Origin of the sequence: Streptomyces sp. E2N166 (assembly GCF_003671715.1) — a bacterium.
Classification (GTDB): domain Bacteria; phylum Actinomycetota; class Actinomycetes; order Streptomycetales; family Streptomycetaceae; genus Streptomyces; species Streptomyces thinghirensis.
In genome coordinates, this window is record NZ_RAIF01000012.1 from 503,456 (window position 1) to 530,118 (window position 26,663).

Annotated in this window: 20 protein-coding genes; 6 read left to right on the forward strand and 14 right to left on the reverse strand. The window is 70.5% G+C overall.

The window, feature by feature from the left end; translation table 11 throughout:
- Positions 1–44: 44 nt before the first annotated feature.
- The 9 genes from pulA to EBH09_RS10030 all read right to left on the reverse strand — a co-directional run bounded on the left by pulA (position 45) and on the right by EBH09_RS10030 (position 15,278).
- Positions 45–5,462 carry a pullulanase-type alpha-1,6-glucosidase gene (gene pulA, locus EBH09_RS09990; protein WP_121746655.1) on the reverse strand — a complete coding sequence of 1,806 codons (5,418 nt, stop codon included), beginning with the start codon at positions 5,460–5,462 and terminating at the stop codon, positions 45–47.
- A 203-nt stretch (positions 5,463–5,665) separates the two neighbouring features.
- Positions 5,666–6,433, reverse strand: coding sequence for a hypothetical protein (locus EBH09_RS09995; protein ID WP_121746656.1), 768 nt, complete (start codon positions 6,431–6,433; stop codon positions 5,666–5,668).
- A complete protein-coding gene (locus EBH09_RS10000) occupies positions 6,430–6,951 on the reverse strand; it encodes a hypothetical protein (protein ID WP_121746657.1) in 522 nt (173 codons plus the stop codon). The genes EBH09_RS09995 and EBH09_RS10000 overlap by 4 nt, the downstream gene beginning before the upstream one ends.
- Positions 6,948–9,179, reverse strand: coding sequence for a glycoside hydrolase domain-containing protein (locus EBH09_RS10005; RefSeq protein ID WP_121746658.1), 2,232 nt, complete (start codon positions 9,177–9,179; stop codon positions 6,948–6,950). The genes EBH09_RS10000 and EBH09_RS10005 overlap by 4 nt, the downstream gene beginning before the upstream one ends.
- 118 nt (positions 9,180–9,297) lie before the next feature.
- Positions 9,298–9,885, reverse strand: coding sequence for a hypothetical protein (locus EBH09_RS10010; RefSeq protein WP_121746659.1), 588 nt, complete (start codon positions 9,883–9,885; stop codon positions 9,298–9,300).
- 276 nt (positions 9,886–10,161) lie between these two features.
- Positions 10,162–11,844 carry a glycoside hydrolase family 13 protein gene (locus EBH09_RS10015; protein WP_121746660.1) on the reverse strand — a complete coding sequence of 561 codons (1,683 nt, stop codon included), beginning with the start codon at positions 11,842–11,844 and terminating at the stop codon, positions 10,162–10,164.
- A 119-nt stretch (positions 11,845–11,963) separates the two neighbouring features.
- Positions 11,964–12,875, reverse strand: coding sequence for an ABC transporter permease subunit (locus EBH09_RS10020; protein ID WP_121746661.1), 912 nt, complete (start codon positions 12,873–12,875; stop codon positions 11,964–11,966).
- A gap of 13 nt (positions 12,876–12,888) precedes the next feature.
- Positions 12,889–13,893 (reverse strand): sugar ABC transporter permease, encoded by a 1,005-nt coding sequence (locus EBH09_RS10025; protein ID WP_121746662.1) that lies wholly within the window; start codon positions 13,891–13,893, stop codon positions 12,889–12,891.
- Between the two features lie 113 nt (positions 13,894–14,006).
- Entirely contained in the window at positions 14,007–15,278 is a 1,272-nt protein-coding gene (locus tag EBH09_RS10030; RefSeq protein ID WP_121746663.1) for an extracellular solute-binding protein, read from the reverse strand.
- Positions 15,279–15,656: 378 nt separating this feature from the next.
- Here EBH09_RS10030 and EBH09_RS10035 point away from each other — a divergent pair, with 378 nt between their 5' ends.
- Entirely contained in the window at positions 15,657–16,688 is a 1,032-nt protein-coding gene (locus EBH09_RS10035; RefSeq protein WP_121746664.1) for a LacI family DNA-binding transcriptional regulator, read from the forward strand.
- A 93-nt stretch (positions 16,689–16,781) separates the two neighbouring features.
- Positions 16,782–17,636 carry a phosphatase PAP2 family protein gene (locus tag EBH09_RS10040; RefSeq protein ID WP_121746665.1) on the forward strand — a complete coding sequence of 285 codons (855 nt, stop codon included), beginning with the start codon at positions 16,782–16,784 and terminating at the stop codon, positions 17,634–17,636.
- Between the two features lie 55 nt (positions 17,637–17,691).
- Here EBH09_RS10040 and EBH09_RS10045 read toward each other — a convergent pair whose 3' ends face one another.
- Positions 17,692–18,279 (reverse strand): TetR/AcrR family transcriptional regulator, encoded by a 588-nt coding sequence (locus tag EBH09_RS10045; RefSeq protein ID WP_121746666.1) that lies wholly within the window; start codon positions 18,277–18,279, stop codon positions 17,692–17,694.
- 70 nt (positions 18,280–18,349) lie between these two features.
- On the opposite strand from EBH09_RS10045, the gene EBH09_RS10050 reads away from it, so the two are divergent.
- Complete coding sequence (locus EBH09_RS10050; protein WP_121746667.1) at positions 18,350–19,243, forward strand: NADP-dependent oxidoreductase; 894 nt, start codon at positions 18,350–18,352, stop codon at positions 19,241–19,243.
- A 22-nt stretch (positions 19,244–19,265) separates the two neighbouring features.
- Here EBH09_RS10050 and EBH09_RS10055 read toward each other — a convergent pair whose 3' ends face one another.
- Positions 19,266–22,271, reverse strand: coding sequence for a bifunctional [glutamine synthetase] adenylyltransferase/[glutamine synthetase]-adenylyl-L-tyrosine phosphorylase (locus EBH09_RS10055; RefSeq protein ID WP_121746668.1), 3,006 nt, complete (start codon positions 22,269–22,271; stop codon positions 19,266–19,268).
- Positions 22,272–22,437: 166 nt separating this feature from the next.
- Between EBH09_RS10055 and EBH09_RS10060 the strand changes: the two genes are divergently transcribed.
- The 3 genes from EBH09_RS10060 to EBH09_RS10070 all read left to right on the forward strand — a co-directional run bounded on the left by EBH09_RS10060 (position 22,438) and on the right by EBH09_RS10070 (position 23,513).
- Positions 22,438–22,701, forward strand: a complete 264-nt coding sequence (locus EBH09_RS10060; protein WP_121746669.1) for a type II toxin-antitoxin system prevent-host-death family antitoxin — start codon at positions 22,438–22,440, stop codon at positions 22,699–22,701.
- A complete protein-coding gene (locus EBH09_RS10065) occupies positions 22,698–22,952 on the forward strand; it encodes a Txe/YoeB family addiction module toxin (protein ID WP_121746670.1) in 255 nt (84 codons plus the stop codon). Before EBH09_RS10060 ends, EBH09_RS10065 begins: the two co-directional genes overlap by 4 nt.
- A 114-nt stretch (positions 22,953–23,066) precedes the next feature.
- Positions 23,067–23,513 carry a VOC family protein gene (locus tag EBH09_RS10070; protein ID WP_121746671.1) on the forward strand — a complete coding sequence of 149 codons (447 nt, stop codon included), beginning with the start codon at positions 23,067–23,069 and terminating at the stop codon, positions 23,511–23,513.
- 18 nt (positions 23,514–23,531) lie between these two features.
- On the opposite strand, the gene EBH09_RS10075 is transcribed toward EBH09_RS10070, so the two are convergent.
- From EBH09_RS10075 to EBH09_RS10085, 3 genes are read right to left on the reverse strand one after another with little or no spacing between them, the layout of a single operon-like run.
- Positions 23,532–25,286, reverse strand: a complete 1,755-nt coding sequence (locus tag EBH09_RS10075; protein WP_121747326.1) for an NAD+ synthase — start codon at positions 25,284–25,286, stop codon at positions 23,532–23,534.
- A 54-nt stretch (positions 25,287–25,340) separates the two neighbouring features.
- Complete coding sequence (locus EBH09_RS10080; RefSeq protein ID WP_121746672.1) at positions 25,341–25,967, reverse strand: DUF305 domain-containing protein; 627 nt, start codon at positions 25,965–25,967, stop codon at positions 25,341–25,343.
- The gene (locus EBH09_RS10085; protein WP_121746673.1) at positions 25,964–26,632 is read right to left on the reverse strand and encodes a DUF3105 domain-containing protein; all 669 of its coding nucleotides are present in this window, start codon (positions 26,630–26,632) and stop codon (positions 25,964–25,966) included. The genes EBH09_RS10080 and EBH09_RS10085 overlap by 4 nt, the downstream gene beginning before the upstream one ends.
- Positions 26,633–26,663 lie beyond the last annotated feature (31 nt).

Genomic DNA, 26,663 nt, shown 5'->3' on the forward strand with positions numbered 1-26,663 from the left:
AGCAGGGCTCACCCTAACCGCATACCACCGCCGTCCTACGGCCGTCAGCCGGTGCGCTCGAAGACGGCGACCGTACGGCCCGGGACGGTGAACGTGCCGGTCCCGGCCGCGTACGCGGACTTCTTCACCACCGGGTCCGCGCCCGCCGCCTGCACCGGATGCAGCCGGTAGCCGGTACCGGCCGCCGCCTCGATCCGCTGCTCCCGCTGTTGCGGGGTGGCGTTGAAGACGACCACGAGGTCACCGAGGAGCATGGTGAGCACGCCGGGCGTCTCCTCCTTCCCGGAGAGCGGGAAGGAGAGCCGGGACTGTACCCGCTCCGCCGTGGCGAGGGAGAAGTCCTGCTCGCTCGTACGGATCCTCAGCAGGTCCCGGTACGCCGCCGAGGCGCCGGTGATCTGCGGGCAGCCGACCTCGACCGTGCCGAGCAGGGGCTTGGCGTACGGCCACTTGTCCTCGTTGTCGGCGGCCGGGGGCAGGCCGCGGCCGAAGCCGTTGCCGTCGGCGCAGTTCCAGTGGACGGCGTTGAACCAGTCGCCGCTGTCGTAGGAGTTGCGGTCCAGCGATTTGGAGCGCAGCAGGTCGGTGCCGGCCTGGGAGAGCGCCGGGCCCTGCGAGAGGGAGGCGGTCGCCATGGCGAGGACCTGCATGCGGGCCCGGTCGTCGGCGCCGACGGTCGCCGGCAGCTTGAAGGCGAGCGCGTCGAAGAGGGACTCGTTGTCGTGCGCGTCGGCGTAGGCGAGAGCGTCGCCCGGGGCCTCGGCGTATCCGGCGGGGGCGCCGTTGTAGTCGACCTCGGAGCCCTTGACCTCCTTGCCGTCGGTGTCCGTGAAGGTGTAGTCGGCGAGGTTGCCGGTCAGGCCGACCTTGATCAGGTCCTGGTAGTGCAGCAGGCGGGCCTTCTGCTCGGCCTCGGTGCCGTTGGCCTCCGAGCCGTTGGGCTCGGTGAACAGGCCCGAGGCGAAGCCCTGGACGCCGGGGTCCTCGTCGAAGGGGCCGCCGCCGCGCACGGCGTCGCGGGCGCGGTCGGAGAAGGTCGCGATGCCGGTCCCGGCCATGTTCTTCTGGGTGGCCTGCGTGAAGCGGGCGTCGTCCGCGACCTCGCCGAAGTTCCAGCCCTCGCCGTACAGGATGATCTTCTTGCCGTCGACGCCGTCCTTCTTGAGCGTCAGCGCGTCGAGGGCCTTCCTGACCGCGAGGATGTTGGCCTTCGGGTGGTGGCCCATGAGGTCGAAGCGGAAGCCGTCGACCTTGTACTCCTTGGCCCAGGTGACGACCGAGTCGACGACCAGCTTGCCCATCATGGCGTTCTCGGTGGCGGTGCCCGCGCAGCAGGTGCTGTTCGCCACCGAGCCGTCGGCGAGGAGCCGCTGGTAGTAGCCGGGGACGACCCGGTCGAGGACGCTGGTCTTCGCCTGGCCGCTCGCCGCTGTGTGGTTGTAGACGACGTCCATGACGACGCGCAGGCCGTCCTCGTTGAGCGCCTTGACCATCTCGCGGAACTCGACCGTGCGGGCGGTGCCGTCCGGGTCGGTGGCGTAGGAGCCCTCGGGGACCGTGTAGTGGTACGGGTCGTAGCCCCAGTTGTAGGCGTCCTCGGCGGCGGCCTTCGCCACGCACTCCTGCTGCTTGGCGGAGTCGGCCGGGAGCGCGGCGAGGTCGCAGTCGACGGTGGCCTGGTCGGACTTCCTCTCGGGGATGGTGGCGATGTCGAAGGCCGGAAGGAGATGGACGTACGACGTGCCCGCCTCCGCGAGCTCGCGCAGGTGCCCGGAGCCGTCGCTGTCCTTGTCGGTGAAGGCGAGGTAGGTGCCCCTGTGGTCCGCGTCCGCCGTCCGGTCCGCGACCGAGAAGTCGCGGACGTGCAGCTCCTGGATCTGGGCGTCGCTGAGCGGCACGGCCTCGGGCTTGTCGTAGCTGTGCCAGCCGCGCGGGGCGAGGGAGCGGTCGCCCAGGTCGACGACGAGGCTGCGCTCGGAGTCGGTGGTCAGGGCGAGGGAGTACGGGTCGGTGACCTTGTTGGTGACGACCTTCCCGGCCTCGGGCGCCCACACCTTCACGGCGTAGCGGTAGGGCTTGCCCTTCCACGAGCGCGGGCCGCGCACGGACCAGACGCCGGTGTCGTCGTCGCGCCGCATGCGGACCGTGCGGTCGCCGATCTCCAGCTTCACGTCCTGTGCGGTCGGCGCCCACACGGAAAGCGTGGGCCTGCCGTGGCGGAAGGCCGGGCCGAGGTCGGCCTTCGTCGCGTCGGCCGCGTACAGGTCGTCCAGGACGCCGCCGATCTGCACGCCCGTCGCCGCGAGCACGGCGCCGGTGGCGGCGCGCTGGGCGGCGACGACCTGGCCGCGCAGGGCCTCGCGCACCCGGTCGCGGTCGCGCGGGTCGACGGACCAGGCGGTGTACTCCGCCAGGTGCGGGAACTTCGCCTTCTGGGCGTCGGTCAGGGTGGTTCTGGCGAGGCGGAGCCACGTGGTCTCGTCGTCGCCGGTCAGGATCGGGCCCTCCGCCTTGATCGCGCCGGCGCGGGAGGCGAGGAGCTGGGTGGAGGCGGCGCCCTCGGTGCCGTTCCAGGCGATGGTGTTCCGGTCGATCCAGACCGCCTTGGCCGTGTCGAGGTCGACGGCCTCCGCCGAACCGGCCGGCTGCGGCAGCAGGTACCTCTCCTCGCCGCTCACCAGCCACACCTCGTGCCCGTTGGCCCTGAGGTCCAGGGACTGGTCGGTGGGCAGGTCCTTCTCGTCGCCCTTGTGGACGATGTAGCCGAGACCGGTGGCACCCTCGGTGAGCGGTACCTCGAAGACCGCGCCATAGGAGTCGGTCTTCACCGGCATCAGGGGCTTCGACCAGTCCGTGGGGTTCGCCGCGCCGCCCCAGACGTGCAGTCCCCAGCCGTCGTAGTTCCCGTCGGCGCGGTGGTAGTGGAGGACGGCCTTGGTGGTGTCCTGGGCGGGGTAGTCGGGCCGCTCCGTGGCGACCGGCTCCTTGCCCTGCTCGATCCACACCTCGCCGGTCCGCGTGACGTCGATGGTGCGGTCGGCGGCTACGTCCTTGTTGCCGTCCTTGTCGACGACGAGGAAGCTGACGTCACTCGCGCCGGGCTTGAGCTTGACGTAGGCGAAGGCGCCGTAGGCGTCGCGGCCGGTGAAGGGGTGACTGTCGGGCCAGGTGGTCGCCTGGCCGTCGGCGAGGTCGCCCCAGGCGTACAGGCCCCAGTCCTCGTAGTTTCCGTCCTCCCGCTTGTAGTGGACGATCGCGTGGTCGCGGGAGGCGGCGGTGGGCGGCTGCTCTTGGGGCGGGGTGCCGGTCGTCGAGGCGGCCGTGGTGCTCGCGGTGCGGCCCGCCGAGTCGACGACGACCGCCTTGTAGCGCAGGGCGGTGCCGGCCGGGGTGTCCTCGCCGATGGTGTGGGTGACCTTGTAGGGGGCGTGGTCGGCGGAGCCGAGGGTGCGCCACTTGCCGTCGCCGGTCTGGGCTGCGAAGACGACGCGGTTCAGCTGTCCCCCGGTGACGCCGGCCGTCAGCTCGACGGTGCCGGTGGCGCCGGGCTCGGGGGCGGTGAGGGTGACCGTCGGCTTGGTCGCGGGCTCGGCGAGCCGGCCGGCTGCCTTGAGGACGACGGCCGACCCGGCGGGGACGGTGACGGTGACCTTCTTGTCGGCGCCGGACCTCACGGTGGCGTCGGTGCCGTAGAGGCCGCGGAAGGTCATGTCGGCCGAGCCGGTCGCGAAGGTCGCGGACTTCGCCTCGTCGGCGTTGTTGAAGGCGACGACGTACTCGGTGCCGCGTGCGGCGTCGGTACGGGAGAAGGCGTAGACGCCGGCGCCGTCGGCCGCGTAGCGCTCGGTCTGGACGCCGTCGGCGAGGGCGGGGTGGGCCTTGCGGAGTTTCGCGAGAGCGCTGATCTGCTTGTAGAGCGGCGCTCGCGTGTCGTAGGCGGCGTCGGCGTGGGTGCGGTCGGTGCCGAGTTGGTCGTCGTCCAGGTAGTCGGCGGTGCGGGAGGCGAACATCGGCTGGCGGGCGTCCTTATCGCCGCCCGCGCCGGTGAAGCCCTGCTCGTCGCCGTAGTAGATCACCGGGTTGCCCCGGCTGAGGAACATCAGCTCGTTGGCGAGCCTGTCCTTCTTCAGCAGTTCGGCGTCGGTCGCCTTCGGGTTGTCCTGCTTGAGGAAGGTGCCGAAGCGGCCCATGTCGTGGTTGCCGAGGAAGGTGACCTGCTCGTAGGCGTTGGCCTTGTCGGTCGTGTACTTCCAGTCGTCACCGAAGACGGCCGCGAGCTTCTGGGCGCTGCCGCCCTGGGAAGCGTAGCCGCGGGCCGCGTCCTGGAAGGGGAAGTCCAGCGTGGAGTCCAGGCGGCCCTGGGTGACGTACGGGGAGGTGACGGCGGTGTCGGCGGAGTAGACCTCGCCGAACATGAAGAAGTCGTCCCGGCCCTTCTTCGCCGCGTAGGCGTCCAGCGCGGTGGCCCACTGGGTCCAGAACTCCATGTTGACGTGCTTGACCGTGTCGATGCGGAAGCCGTCGATGGCGAAGTCCTCGACCCACCGCTGGTAGATCTTCTCCATGCCGTCGACGACCTCGGGCCGTTCGGTCCACAGGTCGTCGAGGCCGGAGAAGTCGCCGTAGGTGGCGGACTCGCCGGCCCAGGTGGAGTCGCCGCGGTTGTGGTACATCGCCGGGTCGTTGAGCCACCCCGGAACCTTGAGGTCCTTCTTGGCGGCGGGGACGACCGGCGTACGCGGGAAGGAGCCGGCGTCCACGCGCGGGAACCGGCGGTCGCCCTTCGCGTAATCGGCGTCGTCGAAGGGCTCGCCGTCCTTGGTCAGGTACGGGAAGGCGCCCTTGGAGAGGTAGTCGTAGGACTTCTCCTCGTAGTCGACGACGTCGGCGGTGTGGTTGGTGATGACGTCGAAGAAGACCTTCATGCCCTTGGCGTGCGCCTTGGAGATGAGGTTCTTGAGGTCCTGGTTGGTACCGAAGTGCGGGTCGACCTGGGTGAAGTCGGTGATCCAGTAGCCGTGGTAGCCCGCGGAGGCGTTCTCCCCGGTGCCCTGCACGGGCTGGTTCTTGAAGATGGGCGCCATCCAGATGGAGGTGGTGCCCAGGCCCTTGATGTAGTCGAGCTTCTCGGTCAGGCCCTTGAGGTCGCCGCCCTGGTAGAAGCCCTTGTCGGTGGGGTCGTAGCCGGTGGCGAGCCGGGTGCCGGTCAGACCGCCCCGGTCGTTGCGGGCGTCGCCGTTGGCGAAGCGGTCCGGCAGGACGAAGTAGAACTGCTCGCGGGTGAGGTCGTGCCGGGCGTCGGCCCTCGCGAGCCTGGCGTCCGACGGGGGCGCGGGCGGGGCGTCGGCCCGCGCGGCGAGGGGCTGGACGAGCGCTGCGGCGAGCGCGGCCACGGTGACGGTCGCGACCCGTCTCGCGTGGGCGGTGCGGCGCGTCGGGGGCGCCACCCATCTCCGTATCACAGGCGTGAACTCCTTGTGCTTGCGGCTCGTTGGGTCCGACCCCGGCGAGACGGTAACGCTCACGCAAGACTTGCGGCAAGAGCTGTGAAAGCAGCGGCAAGAATTTTCACAACCCTTCAGGAGGGCTCCCGGGTTCCGTGACGCAGCTGCCGACGGCCCGCCACCCGAAAGGGCAGCGGGCCGTCGGAAGTTGCTTGGAGAAGCTACGACCGCTGGCTGCGCTGGAGCGCCTTGGCGGCCCTGCGCCGGTCGTCGGCCAGCACGTCGACCGGCGTCCCGGCGCCCTCTGACGGTGTGTCCTGCCAGGTTCGGAGCTTCTCCACCAGTGCGGCCAGCCGGGGGTCCCCCGGCTTGACGTCGATGTAGAAGAGGGACTCGTCCGCCTTGCGGTCGTCCCCGCCCCAGCGCACCACGCCGTCGAGTTCGGCCAGGATGTCGCGGATCACCAGGAGCTGGTGCGGGAAGAAGCCGCCGGTCGACCCCGCGGGGTAGAACTCCGGTCGGATCCGGACCGCCGTACCGGACGCCTGGTTGCCCTCGGGCAGGCCCTTGCGTACCTTGCCCGGACTGCGCCAGCCGGTCACCTCGCCCTTGCGGAGCTGGTCGATCTCGTAGTGGAAGCGCCGGATCACGTGCACCAGGACGGCCTCCACCTCACCGATGCGGACGGCGACCCCGTCGAGCGGGGTGCCGGGCACCGGCCGGGTCCAGACGCTCCCCCCGCCGTCGGTCCTCTTCTCCATCTCCCAGCCGTTGGGGCTGGGCTTGCCGCTGCGCACCCGGCCGCGGTTGGTCTCGTAGCGGCGCAGCGCCTCGCGGATGTCCTCGCCGGTGGGTGTGGTGGCGGCGGAGTCGGCGTAGGCCGGTGTGGAGAGCACCACCGATCCGGCCACGGAGGCCAGGAGTGCCGCGCCGGCCACCGCCCCCGACCGGGCGAGCAGACCGCGACGGGTCAGGTTGGAGTCGGTCATGGGTTCGAGTTCCCTTTCGGAGTGGTCTGCTTGGTGCGGCCACCGGACGTGCCACGGGTGAGCAGCGCGGCCGCCGCGCTGATCAGGGCCAGCGAGGCCAGCACGCCCACGGTCGGGTTGATCCACGACGGGATGGCGGAGACGCCGCCGTCCCCGTCGACGCGGCAGACGAACCGCAGCGGAACGAAGCTCGTCTCATAGCCGTCGACCCTGGCCGCCCATTGCTCCCCGCCTGCCCGCGTACACGCCTGGCGCAGGTACTCGGCCTCGTCGGAGGGCATGTGGAGCAGGCCCCACAGGTACACGCAGACGGCCCCGCAGACACTCAGGACCACCCCGGCCCGGAACCGCAGCCTGCCGGGGGGCAGTTGTCCGCGGCGCGCGACGCTGGAGCACAGGTAGGCGATCAGGGAGAGGACGAGTATCAGGCCGATCAGCAGGACGAAGAGGAGGGCGATCCCCCCGATGCCGACGGCCGCCGCGGATTCCCCGGCGGCGATGGGCGTGCCGTGGCTCATCGCATCATCCTGTTGTACTTCTCGAAGATGTAGTACAGCGGCATTCTCTTGCGCGCGTCGGTGAAGGCCGGCTCCTTCGGTCCCTGGTAGCGGCGCAGAACCTCGTAGATCTCGGAGTCGGTGTAGTCCAGCGTGGGGAGGCGGTCCATCGGCTCCTCCTCGTCGCCGCCGGGCTTGCCGTCGGCCGCCCACATGTGGGCGTGCCCGACGCTGGTGAGGGCGAAGTCGTTGTCGGTGCGCAGCTTGTCCCAGACGCTGAAGACGTCGGCGTCCTTCGCCGTGTCCTTGGGCGTGCCGGTGACCAGTCCCCTGCGGATCGAGTTGTTCCAGGCGAGGATGCCGGCGAAGCCGAACATCTGGGCCACTCCGGTGCTGCTGTCCCGCAGCGACTCGACCACTGGCAGGTCCTGGGCCCAGTCGGGGACGTAGCCGTTGTGGTAGAGCCACACCGCGGCGTCCTTGCCGAGGTCCTCGTTGCCGTAGTGCCGGAACTCCCAGAACGAGGTGGCCTGGATCAGCGCCTTGCGCATGCCGTACGCCCGCGCCGTGTTGGTCACCGCGACGTCGTGGGCGAGGATCGTCTCCAGGCACTGGGTGGTGGTGTAGATGCGCCCGTCGGACTCGGCGAAGCCGATGGACTCCATGTAGTTCCGGACGTCCGCGAGCAGTCCGGGCCAGTAGGCCGTGTTGAACAGGACGTCCGGGGCGTGCGAGGCCGGCGGGTCGAAGGACCCCTGGCCGGTGTCGCGGCCGGAGGCGATGTTGACGTCGATGTTGATGGAGCCGGTGCCGGATCCGATGGTCCGGGTGACGATCTGGTCGTAGGCCCAGTTCGCGGGCAGCGGGTAGCCGAAGTTGCCGGAGAAGCCCGAGGACATGTCGGACACGAACGAGGCGGTGGCGTGCCCGGCCTCCCCGACCCGGGTGCACACGTTGCGCGGGCCGTAGACGCCGACCGTGTAGACGTTCCCGTTGTTGGCCATCGCGTCCTCGATGCCCTTGAAGTACGGGAGGACGTTGTCGGTGACCTGGTAGTCGAGGGCGTCGAAGTCGACCGCGAAGAAGATGCGGGTGCCCCGCTTGAAACCGTGGTCGAGGGCCGCGTTCACGGCGGCCTGCCCGGCGGCCCGCCCGGCCGGGTAGGTGAAGCCGTCGGCGTCCCGGCCGTAGGTCTGGTAGATCGGGAAGCAGCGCAGCCCGTGGTCGGCGATGGTCTGCAGCTCGCCCGGCTGGATCGCCTTCTCGGGCAGGCTGGTCGTGCTGGGGTTGGTCAGATAGCGGCCCACGTACTTGATGCCCGCCGCCTTGAGCGTCTGCGCGCGGGCGGAGGTGATCATGGTGACGCCGTCGCACGCCTCGCCGTTGCGGTCCTGGTCGCCGTAGGAGACGAGGAGCGAAGCCCAGGTGGAGAAGTTGCCGCTGCCCGTGACCGGGAGTTTGACGAAGGACTGGAAGTCGCTGACGGCCGCCGCGAGCGCCGAGGTGAAGGTGCTGGTGAAGGAGACCGGGCGCTGGTTGAGGACCATGCCCGCGGAGAAGAGCTGCACCCACACCCCGGTGGAGCCGGTGGACACCGTGTGTTCCCGCAGGCCTGCCCGGGTCCCGGGACCGAAGACGCCGTTGGCCACGCCGTCGGCCATGCCCAGCGAGTACTGGACGGCGAAGAGCATGGACTTCGCGACGTCCCGTGAGTGGTGCCCGTCGCAGGGGATGACGTAGAAGTCCCGCCGGTCGACGAACCGGCCGTTGAGCCACTGCTGCACGCTGCGGACGGCGCCCGAGCCGCCGTTCACGGTGACGTAGGCGTCCATGTTGAGCAGCCCTTTGAACACCTTCGGCGTCAGGGCACTGCCCGGGTACGCCTGGCCGACGCCCATGTCGGCCTTGAGCTGGGTCAGGGAGGTCTCGACCCGGGAGCTGAAGACCCCGTCGATGCCGCCACCGTCGTAGCCCTTGCAGTACAGGCCCGACTGGATGATCCGGCAGAAGTTCTCGGAGAGGGACGTCGAGGCGGTGATCGACGGGTACTTCGACCGGAGCGTCGACAGGGTGGTCGGCCCGAAATTGTTCGACAGCGCGGATATTCCCAGCTCGTACTGGAGCGCCCTGGTGAGGGCGTACATCGTGTTCCAGCCGGTCTGCCCGTTTTCCTCGACCGTCATGCCGATGACACTGCCGTATGTCTCGTTCACGAATCTCTGTGCCCGAAGCACCATTTCGTCGGCCATGCCGCATCCCTACTGAGAGTGAAAATGAGTGGAGCCGAGAAGGCGGCGGAAACCGCACATGAAATGCACCGCATCCGCCGCCGATGTCGCCCTTTTTCGGTGGAGGGCGGATGAAGCCCTAGTCGCAGTACGAAAGGGGCGTGTTGTGCTTCACGAGCACCTTTCCGGCGGAGTCCCGCATGTAGGCGTAGACGTTGTCGCAGCGGGTGGCGTAGTCGGTGGCGTAGAGCTTGACCTCACCGGCGTAGTAGGTGAAGTTGCCCGCGTCCACGATGCAGGGCTGGTCCATCCCCGCGGGGAAGGTGTTGGAACACAGGCTCAGGACCATGTACTTCGCGCCCGAGGTGTTGTTGTCCATGAGCGCGCAGGACGTCTCGGTGCTGTTGTTCCAGTACGTGAAGAGCGTGGCCTTGCGGACGGACGGGTCCACTCCGGCCGGCAGCGGGACGGCGCGCTGGAGGGTGCCGGTGCACGGCTCGCCGATCGCGCCGCGGGTCAGCGTGGCGCCGTCGCGCGGGGGACCTTCGGGGTAGTGGGCGGTCACGAATTCGCGCATTTCCTGCGGCATCTCTTCGCTGAGGTTCCACTCGTATCCGCCGGCACTCTGCCCGGCGGCCGACACCGTCGTCTGGGACCCCCATCCCACCAGGGCGAGAGTGGCGGTCGCGGCCACAGCGGCACGCCGTATGTTGCGAAGGAAACGCATGGAATTTTCTCCTGTCGACTTCGAAGGAATTGCCAAACGTGTGAACCCTTCATGAAGATCGACTGCCGGAGCAAGACCGCTTCGCGCCGTTCGGCCGGGTTCCCCCGATCTGCTTATGATCTTGCAATCGCATGGATGCGCAATCGATGCGCCCGGGCGTACAACCCTCTCCCCCCGCGCGCGGACGCATACGAGTGAGGGCCCGCCGCCCCCTGGAGCAGGGGGCGGCGGGCCCTCGTGGCCGCCCGGACGCCGATGCGCCGGACCGACGGTCCGTCAGCCGGTCGCCCACCACACCGTCGTGTCCGCCGGCACCTTCGCCTCGCCGGCCGCCTCGGTCACCTCACCGCTGGCCAGGAGTACCCGCCCGTACGCGGGCATCGGCACCGACTCGCCGGTGGTGTTGGCGACGCACACGAACTCGCCGCGCCGGAAGGCGACGACGCCCTCGGGCGCGCGCAGCCACTCGACGGCGTCGCCCGCGCCCAGGTCGGCCTGCTCGCGGCGCACGGCCAGCGCGGCGCGGTACAGCTCCAGGGTCGAACCGGGCTCGCCGGTCTGCGCCTCGACGCTCAGCTCTCCCCAGCCCGCCGGCTGCGGCAGCCAGCTGCCGCCGTCGCCGAAGCCGTACGACGTCCCCGTGCGCGTCCAGGGGATCGGCACCCGGCAGCCGTCGCGGAAGCCGTCCTGTCCCGCGCCCCGGAAGTACGCCGGGTCCTGGCGCACCTCGTCCGGCAGGTCGACGACGTCCGGCAGACCCAGCTCCTCGCCCTGGTAGACGTAGGCCGAGCCGGGCAGCGCCAGCATCAGCAGGGTCGCCGCGCGCGCCCTGCGCAGGCCCAGTTCACGGTCGCCGGCCAGACGGATCTGGGTGCCGAGCCCCGCCGGGTTGGCGAAGCGGGTGGCGTGCCGGGTGACGTCGTGGTTGGACAGGACCCAGGTGGCCGGGGCGCCGACCGGGCGCATGGCGTCCAGCGTGCGGTCGATGACCGTGCGCAGCTCCTCGGCGTCCCAGTGGGTTCCCAGGTACTGGAAGTTGAAGGCCTGGTGCAGCTCGTCGGGGCGGACGTAGTTCGCGGTGCGCTCGACGGTGGGGGTCCACGCCTCGGCGACGAAGATGCGCTCGCCGCTGTACTCGTCCAGGATGAGCCGCCACTGGCGGTAGATGTCGTGGACTCCGTCCTGGTCGAAGAACGGCATGACATCGTTGCCCAGCAGCTTCAGCTGCTCGTGTGATCCAAGGTCGGGCAGACCCTCGGCCTTCACCATGCCGTGCGCGACGTCGATCCGGAAGCCGTCGACGCCCATGTCCAGCCAGAACCGCAGGATGGAGCGGAACTCGTCGCCGACAGCCGGGTGCTCCCAGTTGAAGTCGGGCTGCTCCGGGGCGAACAGGTGCAGGTACCACTCCCCCGGCGTGCCGTCGGGCTCGGTGACCCGGGTCCAGGCGGGGCCGCCGAAGATGGACTCCCAGTCGTTGGGCGGCAGTTCGCCGTTCTCACCCTTGCCGGGGCGGAAGTGGTAGCGGTCGCGCGACGGCGAGCCGGGGCCCTCGGCGAGGGCGCGCCTGAACCACTCGTACTGGTCGGAGGAGTGGTTGGGGACCAGGTCGACGATGATGCGCAGGTCCAGCGCGTGGGCGTCGCGGATCAGCGCGTCGGCGTCCAGCAGGGTGCCGAACATGGGGTCGACGGCCCGGTAGTCGGCGACGTCGTAGCCGGCGTCGGCCTGCGGCGAGGCGTAGAAGGGGCTGAGCCACACGGCGTCCACGCCGAGGTCGCGCAGGTACGGCAGGCGGGTGCGGACGCCCTCCAGGTCTCCCATGCCGTCGCCGTTGCTGTCGGCGAAGCTGCGCGGGTACACCTGGTAGATGACCGCGTCCCGCCACCAGTCGTGGCGCCCTGCGACGGTGGCGACGGCGGAGGCGGAGGCCGGTGCGGCGGAGTGCTGCTGGCTCATGTCGTCCTTGTGATGTGACGGAGTTCGGGTCATGGAGGTACGGGTGGGCGACGAGGCGGCCGGCCGCGGTGCAGCGGGGTCGGATGGGCACCGCGGCCGGACGTTTTCCCGGCGGGGCGTCAGCCCTTCGTGCCGCCGGCGGTGAGGCCGGTCACCAGGTTCTTCTGCACCAGGTAGAAGAACGCGGAGACGGGTATCGCCACGAGTACGGCGGTGGCCGCCATCAGGTGGCGCTGCGCGTCGTGCTCGCTGACGAAGCTCTGCAGGCCGACGGCGAAGGTGTACTTCGTGTCGCTCAGCATGAACGTCGAGGCGAAGGCGACCTCGCCGAAAGCGGTGATGAAGCTGTAGAAGCCGGCGACCGCGAGGCCCGGCCGGGCGAGCGGCAGGATCAGCCGGAAGAAGGTGCCGAAGGGGCTCAGCCCGTCGACGCGCCCGGCCTCGTCGATCTCGAACGGGATGGTGTCGAAGTAGCCCTTGAGCAGCCACGCGCAGTACGGCACCGCGGTCGAGCAGTAGACGAGGATCAGGCCGAGGTAGCTGTCGACGAGCTGGAGCTCGGACAGGATCTGGTACATCGGCACGATCAGTACGGCGATGGGGAACATCTGGGTGACCAGCAGCACCCACATGAGCTTCTTGTAGCCCGGGAAGCGCATCCGCGAGACCGCGTAGCCGGTGGTGGCGGCGACCATGACGCCGATGACCGTGGTCCCCAGCGAGACGATAAGCGAACTCTTCAGCCAGTCGAAGAACTGCGTGTGCTGGAGCACGAACGCGTAGTTGTCGAAGGTCATCTTCGACCAGATGCGCTCGGGGTGCAGGTAGTCGTTCTTGTCCGGGCCGAGCGACAGGTAGACCAGCCAGGCGACCGGGAAGAGCGCGATGAGGCTCGCGACGGACAGGATGCCGTGGGAGGCGAGGGACGCGGCGCGGCTGCGTTCGCCGCGGCCGCGCACCCGGCGCGGCGGCGCGGTGGACGCGTCGGCCTGCTCCGCCGGGGCCTTGGTGGGCGCGGTTGTAGTACTCATGGCGGCTCCTGCCTCAGTTCGCGAGCTGCTGCTCATTGCGGTTCAGCCAGCGGCGGTAGAAGGAGGTGAAGACGATCAGGATGGCCAGCAGCAGGATGCCGTAGGCGGCGGACTGCGCGAAGTCGCGCGGCTGCTGTCCGAAACCGAGCTGGTAGGCCCAGGTGACGAGGATCTGCGCCTCGGGAGCGGTGTTGCCGAACAGCAGGAAGATCACGGCGAACTGGTTGAAGGTCCAGATGATGCCGAGCAGGACGACCGTGGAGCTGACCGCCCGCAGACCGGGGAGAGTGACGTGGCGGAACCGCTGCCAGGCGTTCGCGCCGTCCATCTCGGAGGCCTCGTAGAGCGTGTTGTCGATGGACTGCAGGCCGCCGAGGAGCGAGACCATCATGAACGGCACGCCGCACCAGGTGTTGACCATGATCGCGGAGAACCGCTGCCAGAAGGTGTCCTCCAGCCACGCGGGGGTCGGCAGGTGCAGCCAGTCCAGGGCGGAGTTGACGATGCCGGCGTCGGCGAGCATGAAGCGCCAGCCGAAGACGGTGACGAAGGTGGGCACGGCCCACGGCAGGACCAGGATCAGCCGGTAGAAGGTGCGGCCGCGCAGCTTCTGGTTGAGCAGCAGGGCCAGACCGAGGCCGATGAAGAAGTGCAGGCCGACGCAGACCGCCGTCCACACGATGGTCCAGATGAAGTGCGACCAGAAGCGGTCGTACGCCGTCGGGCCCCACAGGATGTCGGCGTAGTTGTCCAGGCCGACGAACTCGTACGTGGCCTCGATCTCGTTGACGCCGATCGTGCGCCCGGTGTTGAGGCTGTTGGCGTCGGTGAGGGTGAGGTAGAGGCCGTAACCCAGCGGGTACAGCACGAGGACGCCGATCACGACGGCCACCGGCGCGATCATGGCGTAGGCGTACCAGTGCTTCTGGTAGCCGTCTTTCAGACGCCGGCCAAGGCCGGGCCGCGGGGTGCGGTCACCGCGGCGCTTGCCGGTCGCGCGGTCGATGGCGACTGTCATGGTTCGACACCTTCGGGAGCATCAGGACGAGCGGAACGTCAGGGGGTGCGGCGCTCGGTGCGGTGGCCGCCGGGTCCCTCCCCTCCGGTTGGGGACCCGGCGGCCACCCGGACTCACTTGCTGAAGTCCGGCACCAGCTTGGCGATCGCGGTCTCGGCGTCGCTCAGCCCCTCGTCCAGGGACTTCTTGCCGCCGGCGATCTGGGGCAGCTCGTCGTCGAGCGGCGTCCACAGGGAGCTGTACTCCGGCAGGGCCGGACGCGGCTGGGCGGCGGGCAGGACCGTCTGGAAGCCGGCGATGCCCGGGTCGGCCTTGACCTCGGCGGTGTACGCGTCGTCGCGGGTCGGCAGCGTGGAGTTCTTCAGGGCGACGGTCTCCTGGGACTTCGCCGAGGTCATGAACTTCACGAACTTCAGCGACGCCTCCTGGTGGGCCTTGTCCGAGCCGGCGTACACCGACAGGTTGTGGCCGCCGGTCGGGGCGCCCGCCTTGCCGGTGGAGCCGGCCGGGACGGTGGCGATGCCGAGGTTGTTCTTGTCCTTGAAGGCGGAGCCCTTGTAGAAGTTGGTGATCTCCCACGGGCCCTGGACGATCGAGGCGACCTTGCCGCTGACGAACGCCTCCTGGATGTGGGCGTAGGCGTCGGCGGTGACGTCGGCCTTGTGCAGGCCCTTGCCCTCGAAGAGGCTCAGCCAGGTGCCGTACGCCTTCTTCGCCTCGGGCGAGTTGACGGTGATCTTCTTGCCCTCGGCGTCGACCGTGTCGGTGCCCTCGCCGTACAGGAACGGCTGCGCGTAGTACCCGGCCGTGGAGGCCCAGTAGCCGTCGGTGCCGGTCTTGTCCTTGATGGTGGCGGCGGCCTTCTTCAGGTCGTCCCAGGTCTTGGGGGCCTCGACGCCGGCCTTCTCGAAGAGTGCCTTGTTGTATACGAAGGCGAGGGTGTCGGTGACCAGCGGGACGCCGTAGGTCTTGCCCTCGTACTTGGCCTGCTCGATCAGGTTGGGCTGGAACTTGTCCTGCTCGGCGAGGGCCTCGGTACCGTCCAGCGGCAGGAAGAAGCCCTTCTTGGCGAAGGCGGGGGTCCAGCCGACCTCGGCACGCAGCACGTCGGGGGCACCCTTGGAACCGGCGGCGGTGTCGAACTTGTTCTGCGCCTGGTCGAAGGGGACGTTGACGTAGTTGACCTTGACGTCCTTGTTGGCGGCCTCGAACTCCTTGACCAGGGCCTTGTAGGTCGGCGCCTCGTTGGTCGCGTTCGAGGTGTCCCAGTACGTGATGGTGACCGGTCCGCCCGACTCGCTGTCGCTGTCGCCGTCCCCGCCGCACGCCGTCGCCGCGAGGGCGAGGGACGCCACCAGAGCGGTGGCCGCTATGCCACGCCGCATGAGTTCTCCTTGAGGGTGAAAGCCCGTGTGGTGCAGGGTGCGGGCCCGTCCGCCGCTCCTGCCGACACCGACCGCGTCCTTGCCGCCGTCGGGCGACGTGAACGTAACAGCGTTGTAAGCGGCGCGAAAGTGCTTGCAGCAAAAAAGTGCAAGAGATCTCCGAAGTTATCCGTGCGTGACCTCCTGGCGACCGTCATGAGACGCTTGTTTACGAGGGTCGAGCGGTATCGGGCCGGTTGTGCAAGACTCTGCAAGCTCTTGCCGCCACTTTCTCGAGGGAGCGCGATGACGCAGCAGCCCGCGCCGGGCCGTCCAACAGGCCGTGCACGGCGCCCTATCGGTGTGCAAGGCGGCGGCCGACAGGTACAGTCCACCCCTGTGACCACACGGCTTGCCGACATCGCCGCCCAGGCGGGGGTGAGCGAAGCGACGGTCAGCCGCGTCCTCAACGGGAAGCCGGGCGTCGCCGCCACCACCCGACAGTCCGTACTCGCCGCCCTCGACGTCCTGGGCTACGAACGTCCCGTGCGCCTGCGGCAGCGCAGCGAGGGCCTGGTCGGCCTGATCACGCCGGAGCTGGAGAACCCGATATTCCCGGCGCTCGCCCAGGTCATCGGCCAGGCGCTGACACGTCAGGGCTACACACCGGTCCTCGCCACCCAGACCCCGGGCGGTTCCACGGAGGACGAGCTGACGGAGATGCTGGTCGACCGAGGGGTCGCCGGCATCATCTACGTCTCCGGGCTGCACGCCGACACCACCGCCGACATGCAGCGCTACGAACGGCTGCGCGCACAGGGCGTGCCCTTCGTCCTCGTCGACGGTTTCTCGTCGAAGGTGCAGGCGCCGTTCATCTCACCCGACGACCGCGCCGCGATGAGCCTCGCGGTCACGCACCTCGTCTCGCTCGGCCACACCCGCATCGGGCTGGCCCTCGGCCCGAAGCGGTTCGTGCCGGTGCAGCGCAAGATCGAGGGCTTCGTCCGCACGATCCAGGACCAACTGGACCTGAGTGCCGAGACCGTGGAGAAGGATCTCGTCCAGCACTCCCTCTACACCCTGGAGGGCGGCCAGGCGGCGGCCACCGCGCTCATCGAGCGGAACTGCACGGCGGTGGTCTGCGCCAGCGACATGATGGCGCTGGGCGCCATACGGGCGGCCCGGCAGCGGGGCCTGGAGGTGCCCAAGGACTTCTCGGTCGTCGGCTTCGACGACTCGCCGCTGATCGCCTTCACCGACCCGCCGCTGACGACCGTCCGCAAGCCGGTCCCGGCGATGGGGCAGGCGGCGGTGCGCACGCTGCTGGAGGAGATCGGCGGAACGCCCGCGCCGCACAGTGAGTTCGTGTTCATGCCGGAGCTGGTGGTGCGCGGCTCGACGGCGTCGGCGCCGGGCGAACGCAACCGGTAGCCCTGCCCCTCCTCCGCGAGGTGGCCGGATGCGGCCCGGATCCGACTGGGGGATGATCGGTGGGAGAGGGCTTTTCTGGCAGACTTCATGCCTATGGGTGACGCGACCGTGAGGACTTCGGAACGCCTGGAAGAGGGCGTTCCGCACCCCGTCACGGAGGAGACGGGGCGGGGCCCGCTGCGCCGGCTCCGTGCACCGCGCCGACCCCGGCTGTGGTTCGAGATCCTGCTGATCGCCGTCAGTTACTGGACGTACTCCCTCATCCGGAACGCGGTACCGGAGCAGCGGACGCAGGCGCTGCGCAACGCCGACTGGATCTGGCGCGTCGAGCAGCAGCTCGGCATCGCCGTGGAGCAGACCGTCAACCATGCCGTGAACTCGGTGACTTGGCTGGTCGTCGGCATGAACTACTACTACGCCACGCTGCACTTCGTGGTGACCCTGGGTGTGCTGGTGTGGCTGTACCGCGGCCACCCCGGGCGGTACGCGGCGACCCGGCTCGTGCTCTTCGCGACGACGGGCGTCGCCCTGGTCGGTTACTACCTGTATCCGCTCGCCCCGCCCCGTCTGATGAACGGCGGGCGCTTCATCGACACGGTGATGGTCCACGAGACGTGGGGCTCGATGGCGTCCGGCGACCTGAAGAACATGTCGAACCAGTACGCGGCGATGCCCTCGATGCACATCGGGTGGTCGGTGTGGTGCGGGCTGACCATCTTCGCGCTGGCTTCCGTGCCGTGGGTGCGGGTGCTGGGGCTGGTGTATCCGGCGCTGACTCTGGTCGTGATCGTCGCCACCGCCAACCACTTCTGGCTGGACGCGGTGGGCGGGATGCTGTGTCTCGGGTTCGGATACATGGTGGCGGCGGCCTGGTACGGACGCCTGCCGTACGCGCTGCCGCGGACGGTGCCGGCGCGGTGGCGGGCGTGGTCGCCCACGCGGGCGTAGGGCCGGCCGCCCCCGGACGGGCTCCGGCCCCGGCCCCGCGCGGCGGGACGGCTCCTCAGCCGCACCGAGGAGGGCGGGTGACCTCCCAGGCCGCCTCGATCATCCGGAAGATCTCATCCAGCGCGGCCTCCGGATCGGGCGCCTCACGGGCCAGCGAATAGGCGTCGACCGCGAACCTCGCGATCGTCCGGCAGACCGTCGTGCCCTGCGTCAGGCCGGGATCGGCGGCGATGGCCGCCGCCAGCGACTCCGCGTGGCGAAGCCGCATCGACTCCTCGTACTCCCGCAGGGCGGGTGATCCGTCGACCATGCGCCGGATCGGGGCGGCGCCGTCCGCCGTGCAGTGCCGCACCAGGGCCAGGACCTCGCGGCGCAGCGCGGGGACGAGCGGCTCGTGCGGCGCCCGGTCGGTGACCGCCCGCGTGAGGCGATGCTCGAAGTCCCGGTCCTGCTCGAACACCAGGGCCTCTTTCGAGGCGAAGTGGGCGAAGAGCGTGGTGACGGCCACGTCGGCCTCGGCGGCCACATCCCGGATGCCCACCGCGTCGTAGCCGCGTTCCAGGAAGAGCCGCAGGGCGGCGTCGGCGATCTTCTGGCGGGTCGCGGCCTTCTTGCGTTCCCGGCGCCCGGTCGGCACGGTCATGCGCTGACACTACCAAATCCGAAGGTGTAACCGTTTCGAAAACCTAACCGTTAGTGTTACGGTCGCCGACATGAGAAAAGTGAGCTTCGCCGAGTTCGGCGGTCCGGACGTCCTGCGAGTCATAGACGCCGAGGAGCCCCACGCGGGCCCCGGCCAGGTGCGCGTCGCCGTGCGGGCCGCGGGCGTCAACCCCGTCGACTGGCGGGTCCGTGAAGGCCAGATGCTGCGGGCCCATCCGCTCCGGTTGCCCGCCGGAGTCGGGCTGGACGCCTCGGGGGTGGTGGACGAGGTCGGCGAGGGCGTCGAAGGCGTCGAGGTCGGCGACCACGTGTTCGGTGAGGGTTCGAGCACCTACGCGGAGTTCGCCGTGCTGGGCGCCTGGGCCCGGATGCCCGAGGGGCTGACGTTCGAGGAGGCGGCCGGATACCCCTCGGTGGTGGAGACCGCGCTGCGCGTCATCCGCGAGGTCGGAGTGCGGCCCGGGCAGACGCTGCTGGTCAGCGGTGCGTCCGGGGGTGTCGGGTCGGCGGTGCTGCAGATCGCCCGCGACCGTGGCATCAAGGTGATCGGCACGGCCGGGGCCGCGAACCAGGACTACCTGCGGAGCCTGGGTGCCCACGCCACGACGTACGGGGAGGGCTGGGTCGAGCGGGTGCGGGGGCTCGGCCACGTCGACGCGGCTCTCGATCTGGCCGGCGCGGGCGTGATCCGCGAGCTCGTCGAGCTGACGGGGGACCCGAGCAGGGTAGTGTCCATCGCCGACCTCGGTGCGCCGGAGTCCGGTGTCCGGTTCTCCGGCGTGGCCGGCAGCGTGCCGGACGCGCTCGCCGAGGCCGTCGACCTCATCTCACGGGGAAGGCTCCACATCCCGGTCGAGAAGTCGTACCCACTGGCCGAGGCCGCGGCGGCGCACATCGACAGCCAGGCCGGCCACACGCGCGGGCGGCGGGTCGTGGTCGTCTGAGCCCTGATCCGAGCGACGCCCGCTAGGCGTAGAACAGGTCCTCCACCACCGCCCGGGCCCGGCGGGCCGTGCGGCGGTACTCGTCGAGCATGTCGCCCGCGCGGCCCGGGCCGTGGCCCAGGTAGCGGCCCACCGCCGCCAGTTCGCGGGGGTCGGTCGGGAAGGTGTCGGCGGCCCGGCCGCGCACCAGCATCACCGCGTTGCGGACGCGCGTCGCCAGTACCCACGCCTCGTCGAGTGTCCCGGCGTTCTCCGCCGAGATGAGCCCGGCGTCGCAGGCGGCGGACAGCGCCTGGCGCGTCCGGGTGGTACGCAGCCCCCGCTCCGCGTGCCCGTGCCGCAGCTGCATCAGCTGCACGGTCCACTCCACGTCGGACAGCCCGCCCGGCCCCAGTTTGGCGTGCAGCTTGGGGTCCGCGCCGCGCGGCAGCCGCTCGGACTCCATCCGGGCCTTGAGCCGCCGGATCTCCCGTACGGCGTCCTCCCCGAGCCCGTCCGCCGGGTACCGCAGCGGATCGACCAGCTCGGTGAACCGGCGCCCCAGGTCCGCGTCGCCGGCGACGAACTCGGCCCGCAGCAGCGCGTGCCGCTCCCACCCCAGCGACCAGCGCCGGTAGTAGGCCTCGTACGACTTCAGGGTCCGCACCAGCGGGCCGGACTTGCCCTCGGGACGCAGGCCCGCGTCGATGAGGAGGGGCGGGTCGGCGCTGGGGACCTGGAGCAGGCGGCGCATCTCGGAGACGACCTTGTTCGCCGCGTCCGACGCCTCCCGTTCCTCGACCCCGTCGCGCGGCTCGTGCACGAACAGCACGTCCGCGTCCGAGCCGTAGCCCAGCTCGTGCCCGCCGAACCGGCCCATGCCGATGATCGCGAACCGGGTCGGCAGCGTGTCGCCCCAGCCCTCCCGTACGACGGCCCGGAGCGTGCCCGCCAGGGTCGCCGCCGTCAGGTCGGAGACGGCGCCGCCGACCAGGTCCACCAGGGCGCCCTGGTCGGCCTCGACGGGCTGCGCCTCGGTGCCGTAGGAGCCGACGATGTCCGCGGCGGCCGTACGGAACAGCTCCCGGCGCCGGACCCCGCGCGCCGCCGTGACCGCCTGCACCGCGCCGTCGGCCCGGCGGACCGCGGCGAGTGTCTCCTGCTCCAGCTGGAGCCGCCCGCGCGGCGCCAGCCCTCCGGCGTTGCCGTCCCCGAGCAGTGCGACGGCCTCGGGCGCCCGCATCAGCAGGTCGGGGGCGAGCCGCCCGGCGGAGAGCACCCGGGCGAGGTTCTCGGCCGCGGCACCCTCGTCCCGCAGCAGCCGCAGGTACCAGGGCGTCGTGCCGAGCGCGTCGGAGACCTTGCGGAAGTTGAGCAGGCCGGTGTCCGGGTCGGCGGAGTCGGCGAACCAGCCGAGCAGCACGGGCAGCAGGGTCCGCTGGATGGCCGCCTTGCGGGTGACGCCGGACGCCAGCGCCTCCAGGTGGCGGAGCGCGGCGGCCGGGTCGGCGTACCCGAGGGCGACCATCCGCTCCCTCGCCGCCTCGGGGCTCAGCCGGGCCTCGCCGGGCGCCAGCTGGGCGACGGCGTCGAGCAGCGGCCGGTAGAACAGCTTCTCGTGCAGCCGGCGTACGACGGACGCGTGCCGCTTCCACGCACGCAGCAGCCCGGTGACCGGGTCGGTGCGCAGGCCGAGGGAGCGGCCGAGGCGGCGCAGGTCGGCCTCGCCCTCGGGGACGAGGTGGGTGCGCCGCAGCCGGTGGAGCTGGATGCGGTGCTCCATGGAACGCAGGAAGCGGTACGCCTCGTCGAGCTGGGCGGCGTCCGCCCGGCCCACGTACCCGCCCGCGGCGAGGGACTCCAGCGCGTCCAGCGTCGTACCGCTGTGCAGGGACGTGTCCGACCGCCCGTGCACCAGCTGGAGCAGCTGGACGGCGAACTCGACGTCCCTGAGCCCGCCCGGACCCAGTTTCAGCTGCCGGTCGACCTCGGCGACGGGGATGGTCTCCACCACCCGGCGGCGCATCTTCTGCACGTCCGGGACGAAGTTCTCGCGGTCGGCGGCCTGCCACACCAGCGGCTGGAGGGCGGCCACGTACTCGGCGCCGAGGCCGGGGTCGCCGGCCACCGGGCGGGCCTTGAGCAGCGCCTGGAACTCCCAGGTCTTGGCCCAGCGCTGGTAGTAGGCGAGGTGGCTGCTGAGGGTGCGCACCAGCGGGCCGTTGCGTCCCTCGGGGCGTAGGTTGGCGTCGACCGGCCAGATGGAGCCCTCGACGGTGGTCTCGGAGCAGATCCGCATCAGGTGCGAGGCGAGCGCGGTCGCGGCCCGCATCGCCCTGGCCTCGTCGGCCGCTCCGTCCGCGCCTTCCGCGGGCTCGCCGACGAAGATCACGTCCACGTCGGAGACGTAGTTCAGCTCGTGTCCGCCGCACTTGCCCATCGCGATCACCGCGAGCCGGCACAGCGCCGCGTCCTCGGGCGCGTCGGCCTCGGCGAGCGCGAGGGCGGCGCGCAGCGTGGCGGTGGCGAGGTCGGCCAGCTCGGCGGCGGTCTCGGCGACGTCGATGGTGCCGCACACGTCGCGGGCGGCGATGGACAGCAGGCAGCGCCGGTAGGCGACGCGCAGGGAGACGGGGTCGGTGGCCTCGGCGAGGCCGCGCTCGAACTCCGTCACCCCGCGGTGCAGGTCCTGCGGCTCGTAGGTGACCAGGGCCTGCCAGTCGCCGGCGTGCCGGGCGAGGTGGTCGGCGAGCGCCTCGGAGGCGCCGAGCACACCGAGGAGACGGTCGCGCAGCGGCTTGGCCGCTATCAGGGTGTCCAGCAGCTCCTGGCGGGCGGTGGGCTCGGGCTGCGCCTCCAGGAGCCGGACCAGTCCCTGCAGGGCGAGGTCCGGGTCGGCGGTGGCGCCCAGCGCCTCCAGCAGGACCGGGTCGCTGCGGACCGGTGCCAGCTCCACGCCGTCCAGCAGCCGCTCGGCGGCCGAGGGATCGGTGAAGCCGTGCCGCAGCAGCCGCGTGAAGGTACTGCTCCTGCGCCCCGGCGCCGTCATCTCGGCCTCCTGTCGGACCTGTGGGATCAAGGTCGTACGGCCTGAGCGTAACCGGGGAGCAGCGCGGGGGCGCCGGGGCACCGCTCTCGCTCCCCGTTTCCGGCCTCCGGTGGACCGCTCCACACTCGTACGATATCTTGTACAAGCCGTGAAGGGAGGCACCGGTATGTCCATTACCGCAAGCGAAGCCCGTCAGAACCTGTTCCCCCTGATAGAGCAGGTCAACGAGGACCATGCCCCGGTGCACATCACCTCCCGCAAGGGCAACGCCGTGCTCATGTCCGAGGAGGACTTCACGGCCTGGACGGAGACGGTGCACCTCCTGCGTTCCCCCAAGAACGCCCGCCGCCTGCTCGACTCCATCGCCGAGGCCGAGTCCGGCGGCGCACGGCGGCGCGAGCTGATCGATCCGGACGCGGAGCGCACGTGAAGATCACTTTCACGTCGCACGGCTGGGAGGACTACGTCCACTGGGCCGAGAGCGACCGGAAGGTGACCAAGCGGATCAACAGACTGATCACCGACATCACACGTGACCCGTTCAAGGGCATCGGCAAGCCGGAACCCCTGAAGGGCGACCTGTCGGGCTACTGGTCACGACGCATCGACGACACGCACCGTCTGGTGTACAAGCCCGCCGACGGTGTGCTGGTCATCGTGCAGGCGCGGTACCACTACTGACGGATACCGACGGCTGACGATACGGATACCGACAGAACCGGCATCACGACATCACGCATCACGCATCACGCATCACGACACCGTGCTCGACAAGGACGTCGAAGGAGCCATGCCATGGACTTCACGCTCGAAGTGATCCCGCTGCCCGTGACCGACATCGACCGGTCCCGGGACTTCTACCGGGACAAGGTCGGCTTCCACGTCGACATCGACCAGGAGGTCATGCCGGGCATGCGCATCGTCCAGCTGACGCCGCCCGGCTCGGGCTGCTCCATCGCCCTCGGCGAGGCCATCTGGGACATGGCCCAGGGCCAGACCACGCCGGCCCCCGGCTCGTACCAGGGACTCCAGCTGTGCGTCACCGACATCAAGGCGGCCCACGCGGAGCTGGTGGGGCGCGGCCTCGAGGTCTCCGAGCCGGTGCAGTACGCGCCGGACGACGGCGCCACGTTCATGTACTTCAAGGACCCGGACGGCAACGGCTGGGCGGTCCAGGAGTACCGCCGCCGGGCGACGGAGCCGCTGCACCAGCTGCTGGCGGACCAGAAGCGGCAGGGCTAGGAGGGACGGCCGTTCGGATCAGTCGGCCTCCCGCCACCGGTTGGTGATCGGGAGCCGGCGGTCCTTGCCGAAGCCCTTCGGCGAGATCTTGGTGCCCGGCGGGTACTGGCGCCGCTTGTACTCCGCGGTGTCGACCATGCGCAGTGTCCTCGTCACCAGCTCCCGGTCGTACCCGGCGGCCACGATCTCGTCCGCGCCCCGGTCCCGGTCGACGTACAGCTCGAGGATCGCGTCCAGCACCGGGTAGTCCGGCAGCGAGTCCGTGTCGACCTGGCCCGGGCGCAGCTCCGCGCTCGGCGGCTTGGTGATCGAGTTCTCGGGGATCGGCGGGGTCCGGCCACGTTCCCCGGCCGACCGGTTGCGCCACTCGGCGAGGCGGAAGACGGACGTCTTGTACACGTCCTTGATGGGTCCGTACGCGCCGACCGAGTCGCCGTACAGCGTGGAGTACCCCACCGCCAGCTCCGACTTGTTGCCGGGCGCGAGCACGAGGTGGCCCTCCTGGTTGGAGATGGCCATCAGCAGCGTCCCGCGCACCCGCGACTGGAGGTTCTCCTCCGCCAGTCCGGTCAGGTCCAGCGCCCCCATGTACGCGTCGAACATCGGCTCGATCGCCACGGTGCGGTAGTTCAGTCCGGTGCGCCGCGCCAGCTCCGCCGCGTCGTCCCGGGAGTGCCCGGAGGAGTACTTGGACGGCATCGAGACGCCGTACACGTTCTCCGCGCCGACCGCGTCGCAGGCGATCGCCGCGACCAGCGCGGAGTCGATGCCTCCGGACAGTCCGATCAGCACCGAGCGGAAGCCGTTCTTCGCGACGTACGCCCGCAGTCCGGCGACCAGCGCCGAGTAGACCTCCTCGTCGTCGTCGAGCCGCTCCGCGTGCCCGCCGGACAGCTCCGGCGGGTAGGCCGGCACCGGCTCCTCGGACAGCACGACCCGGTCGACGCGCAGGCCGTCGTCCACCACGCCGGTCGGCGCGTCCGCCTCGGCGGCCGGCAGGTCCAGGTCGACGACCACGCAGTCCTCGGAGAACTGCGGCGCCCGCGCCACGACCTTCCCGTCCCGGTCGACCACGATCGAGTCGCCGTCGAAGACCAGCTCGTCCTGCCCGCCGGTCATCGCGAGGTAGGCGGTCGTGCAGCCGGCCTCCCGGGCGCGCCCGCGCACCAGTTCCAGCCGGGTGTCGTCCTTGTCTCGCTCGTACGGCGAGGCGTTGACGGAGAGCAGCAGCCCGGCCCGCGCCGAGCGAGCGGCCGGCACCCGGCCGCCGTCCTGCCACAGGTCCTCGCAGATGGCCAGCGCCACGTCGACGCCGCGCACCCGCACCACCGGCATGGTGTCGCCGGGCACGAAGTACCGGAACTCGTCGAAGACGCCGTAGTTGGGCAGGTGGTGCTTGGCGAAGCTCAGCACCACCTCGCCGCCGTACAGCACGGCCGCCGCGTTCTGCGGGGCGCCGGCCGGCTGGCCGTACTTCGGCTGGGCGGTCGCGGAGCGGTCGAGGTAGCCGACGACCACCGGCAGGGTGCCGAAGCCCTCCCGCGCCAGACGCGCCGCCAGCGAGCGCAGGGCCGCGCGGGACGCCTCCACGAAGGACGGTCTGAGCGCCAGGTCCTCGACGGGGTACCCGGTCAGGACCATCTCCGGGAACGCCACCAGGTGCGCTCCCCGCTCGGCCGAGTGCCGGGTCCAGCGGACGACCGACTCCGCGTTCGAGGCGATGTCGCCGACACACGAGTCGATCTGGTTCAGGGCGAGTCGTAGTTGAGGCACGCGCACAGTGTAATCGTCAGAACGACGCGATGGGGTGGCGTGCCGGTACCCGCCTCATGTCCGCGGCTTCGCGCCCCGCTCCGCCAGCAGGTCCGCCATCAGCCGGATCTCCGACTCCTGCGACTCCACCATCCCCTGCGCCAGCCGCTTCTCCACCCCGACCGCGCACGTGTCGGCGCACCCCTGGGCCATGTGGACGCCGCCCTTGTGATGCTCGGTCATGAGCTGGAGGTAGTAGACCTCCGCCCGTTTCCCGTCGAGCGTGGCCAGTTTCTCCATCTCGGCGTCGGTGGCCATCCCCGGCATCAGGGAGCCCTCCCCCGCCGACGGCATGCCGCCCATGCCCATCCAGCTCATCGGCGGGTCGGACGACACCTTCGGCAGCCCCCACAGGTCGAGCCAGCCGATCATCATGCCTCGCTGGTTGGCCTGGGTCTGCGCGATGTCGTACGCGAGGCGCCGCACCTCCTCGTCCTTCGTGCGGTCGCGCACGATGTACGACATCTCCACGGCCTGCTGGTGGTGCACCGACATGTCCCGCGCGAAGCCGGCGTCCGCGGAGTCGGCCGTCGGGACCCGGCCCGCGCCGTCGTCCCCGGCGACGGCGTAGGTGATGCCGCCGGCCGCGACGAGGGCCGCGGCGGCGGCCCCCGCGATCCAGCCGGCCCGTTTCGGTGTCACTGCGACAGGCCGTTCGTGCAGGCGGCACCCGGCTCCGGGGTCTGCTCGCCCTGCACGAACTTCTCGAAGAACTTGTCCACGTTCGGGTCGTCGGCGCCCGTCACCGTGCGCTGGTGGCCCCAGGCGGTGAGCATGATCGGGTCCTTCTGCTTGTCGTTCGGGCTCATCAGCGAGTACGGCGTCTTCTTCACCTTCGCCGCCAGCTTCTCCACCTCGGCCTCGGGCGCCTTGTCGGTGTACGTCACCCAGACGGCGCCGTGCTCCAGCGAGTGCACGGCGTTCTCGTTCTCCAGCGGCTTGGTGTAGACGTCGCCGTTGCAGTTCATCCAGACCTGGTTGTGGTCGCCGCCGACCGGGGGCTCGGCCGGGTAGGACACCTTCTTGGCGACGTGGTTGCGGGACAGGTCGCCCTTCCAGGTCCGCACCCCGTCCGCCCCGGCGGCGAACTTGCCGGAGGTCTTGCCGTCCGACGCCGCGGCGTCGTCGGAGTCACCGGACTGCGACCGGACGAGGACGACCCCGCCGACGACGAGACCGGCGACGACCACGGCGCTGACCGCGATGGTGAGGATCCGGTTCCGGCGGTCGCGGGCCTCCTCGGCGCGCCGCATCTCGGCTATGCGTGTCTGTCGCGCCGTGTTGCTGCTCTTCTTGGCGGAACCCATGGGGAGTGCCCTTCTGGGAAAAGGGAGGCGG

Bases quoted from the DNA above. Each gene is read 5' to 3' on its own strand.
- EBH09_RS10000 (WP_121746657.1), bottom strand. From the start codon at position 6,951: ATGAGCCACGGCACGCCCATCGCCGCCGGGGAATCCGCGGCGGCCGTC.
- EBH09_RS10005 (WP_121746658.1), bottom strand. From the start codon at position 9,179: ATGGCCGACGAAATGGTGCTTCGGGCACAGAGATTCGTGAACGAGACA.
- EBH09_RS10055 (WP_121746668.1), bottom strand. From the start codon at position 22,271: ATGACGGCGCCGGGGCGCAGGAGCAGTACCTTCACGCGGCTGCTGCGG.
- EBH09_RS10045 (WP_121746666.1), bottom strand. From the start codon at position 18,279: ATGACCGTGCCGACCGGGCGCCGGGAACGCAAGAAGGCCGCGACCCGC.
- EBH09_RS10050 (WP_121746667.1), top strand. From the start codon at position 18,350: ATGAGAAAAGTGAGCTTCGCCGAGTTCGGCGGTCCGGACGTCCTGCGA.
- EBH09_RS10025 (WP_121746662.1), bottom strand. From the start codon at position 13,893: ATGACAGTCGCCATCGACCGCGCGACCGGCAAGCGCCGCGGTGACCGC.
- EBH09_RS10020 (WP_121746661.1), bottom strand. From the start codon at position 12,875: ATGAGTACTACAACCGCGCCCACCAAGGCCCCGGCGGAGCAGGCCGAC.
- EBH09_RS09995 (WP_121746656.1), bottom strand. From the start codon at position 6,433: ATGACCGACTCCAACCTGACCCGTCGCGGTCTGCTCGCCCGGTCGGGG.
- EBH09_RS10070 (WP_121746671.1), top strand. From the start codon at position 23,067: ATGGACTTCACGCTCGAAGTGATCCCGCTGCCCGTGACCGACATCGAC.
- EBH09_RS10060 (WP_121746669.1), top strand. From the start codon at position 22,438: ATGTCCATTACCGCAAGCGAAGCCCGTCAGAACCTGTTCCCCCTGATA.
- EBH09_RS10030 (WP_121746663.1), bottom strand. From the start codon at position 15,278: ATGCGGCGTGGCATAGCGGCCACCGCTCTGGTGGCGTCCCTCGCCCTC.
- EBH09_RS10015 (WP_121746660.1), bottom strand. From the start codon at position 11,844: ATGAGCCAGCAGCACTCCGCCGCACCGGCCTCCGCCTCCGCCGTCGCC.
- EBH09_RS10040 (WP_121746665.1), top strand. From the start codon at position 16,782: ATGGGTGACGCGACCGTGAGGACTTCGGAACGCCTGGAAGAGGGCGTT.
- EBH09_RS10085 (WP_121746673.1), bottom strand. From the start codon at position 26,632: ATGGGTTCCGCCAAGAAGAGCAGCAACACGGCGCGACAGACACGCATA.
- EBH09_RS10010 (WP_121746659.1), bottom strand. From the start codon at position 9,885: ATGCGTTTCCTTCGCAACATACGGCGTGCCGCTGTGGCCGCGACCGCC.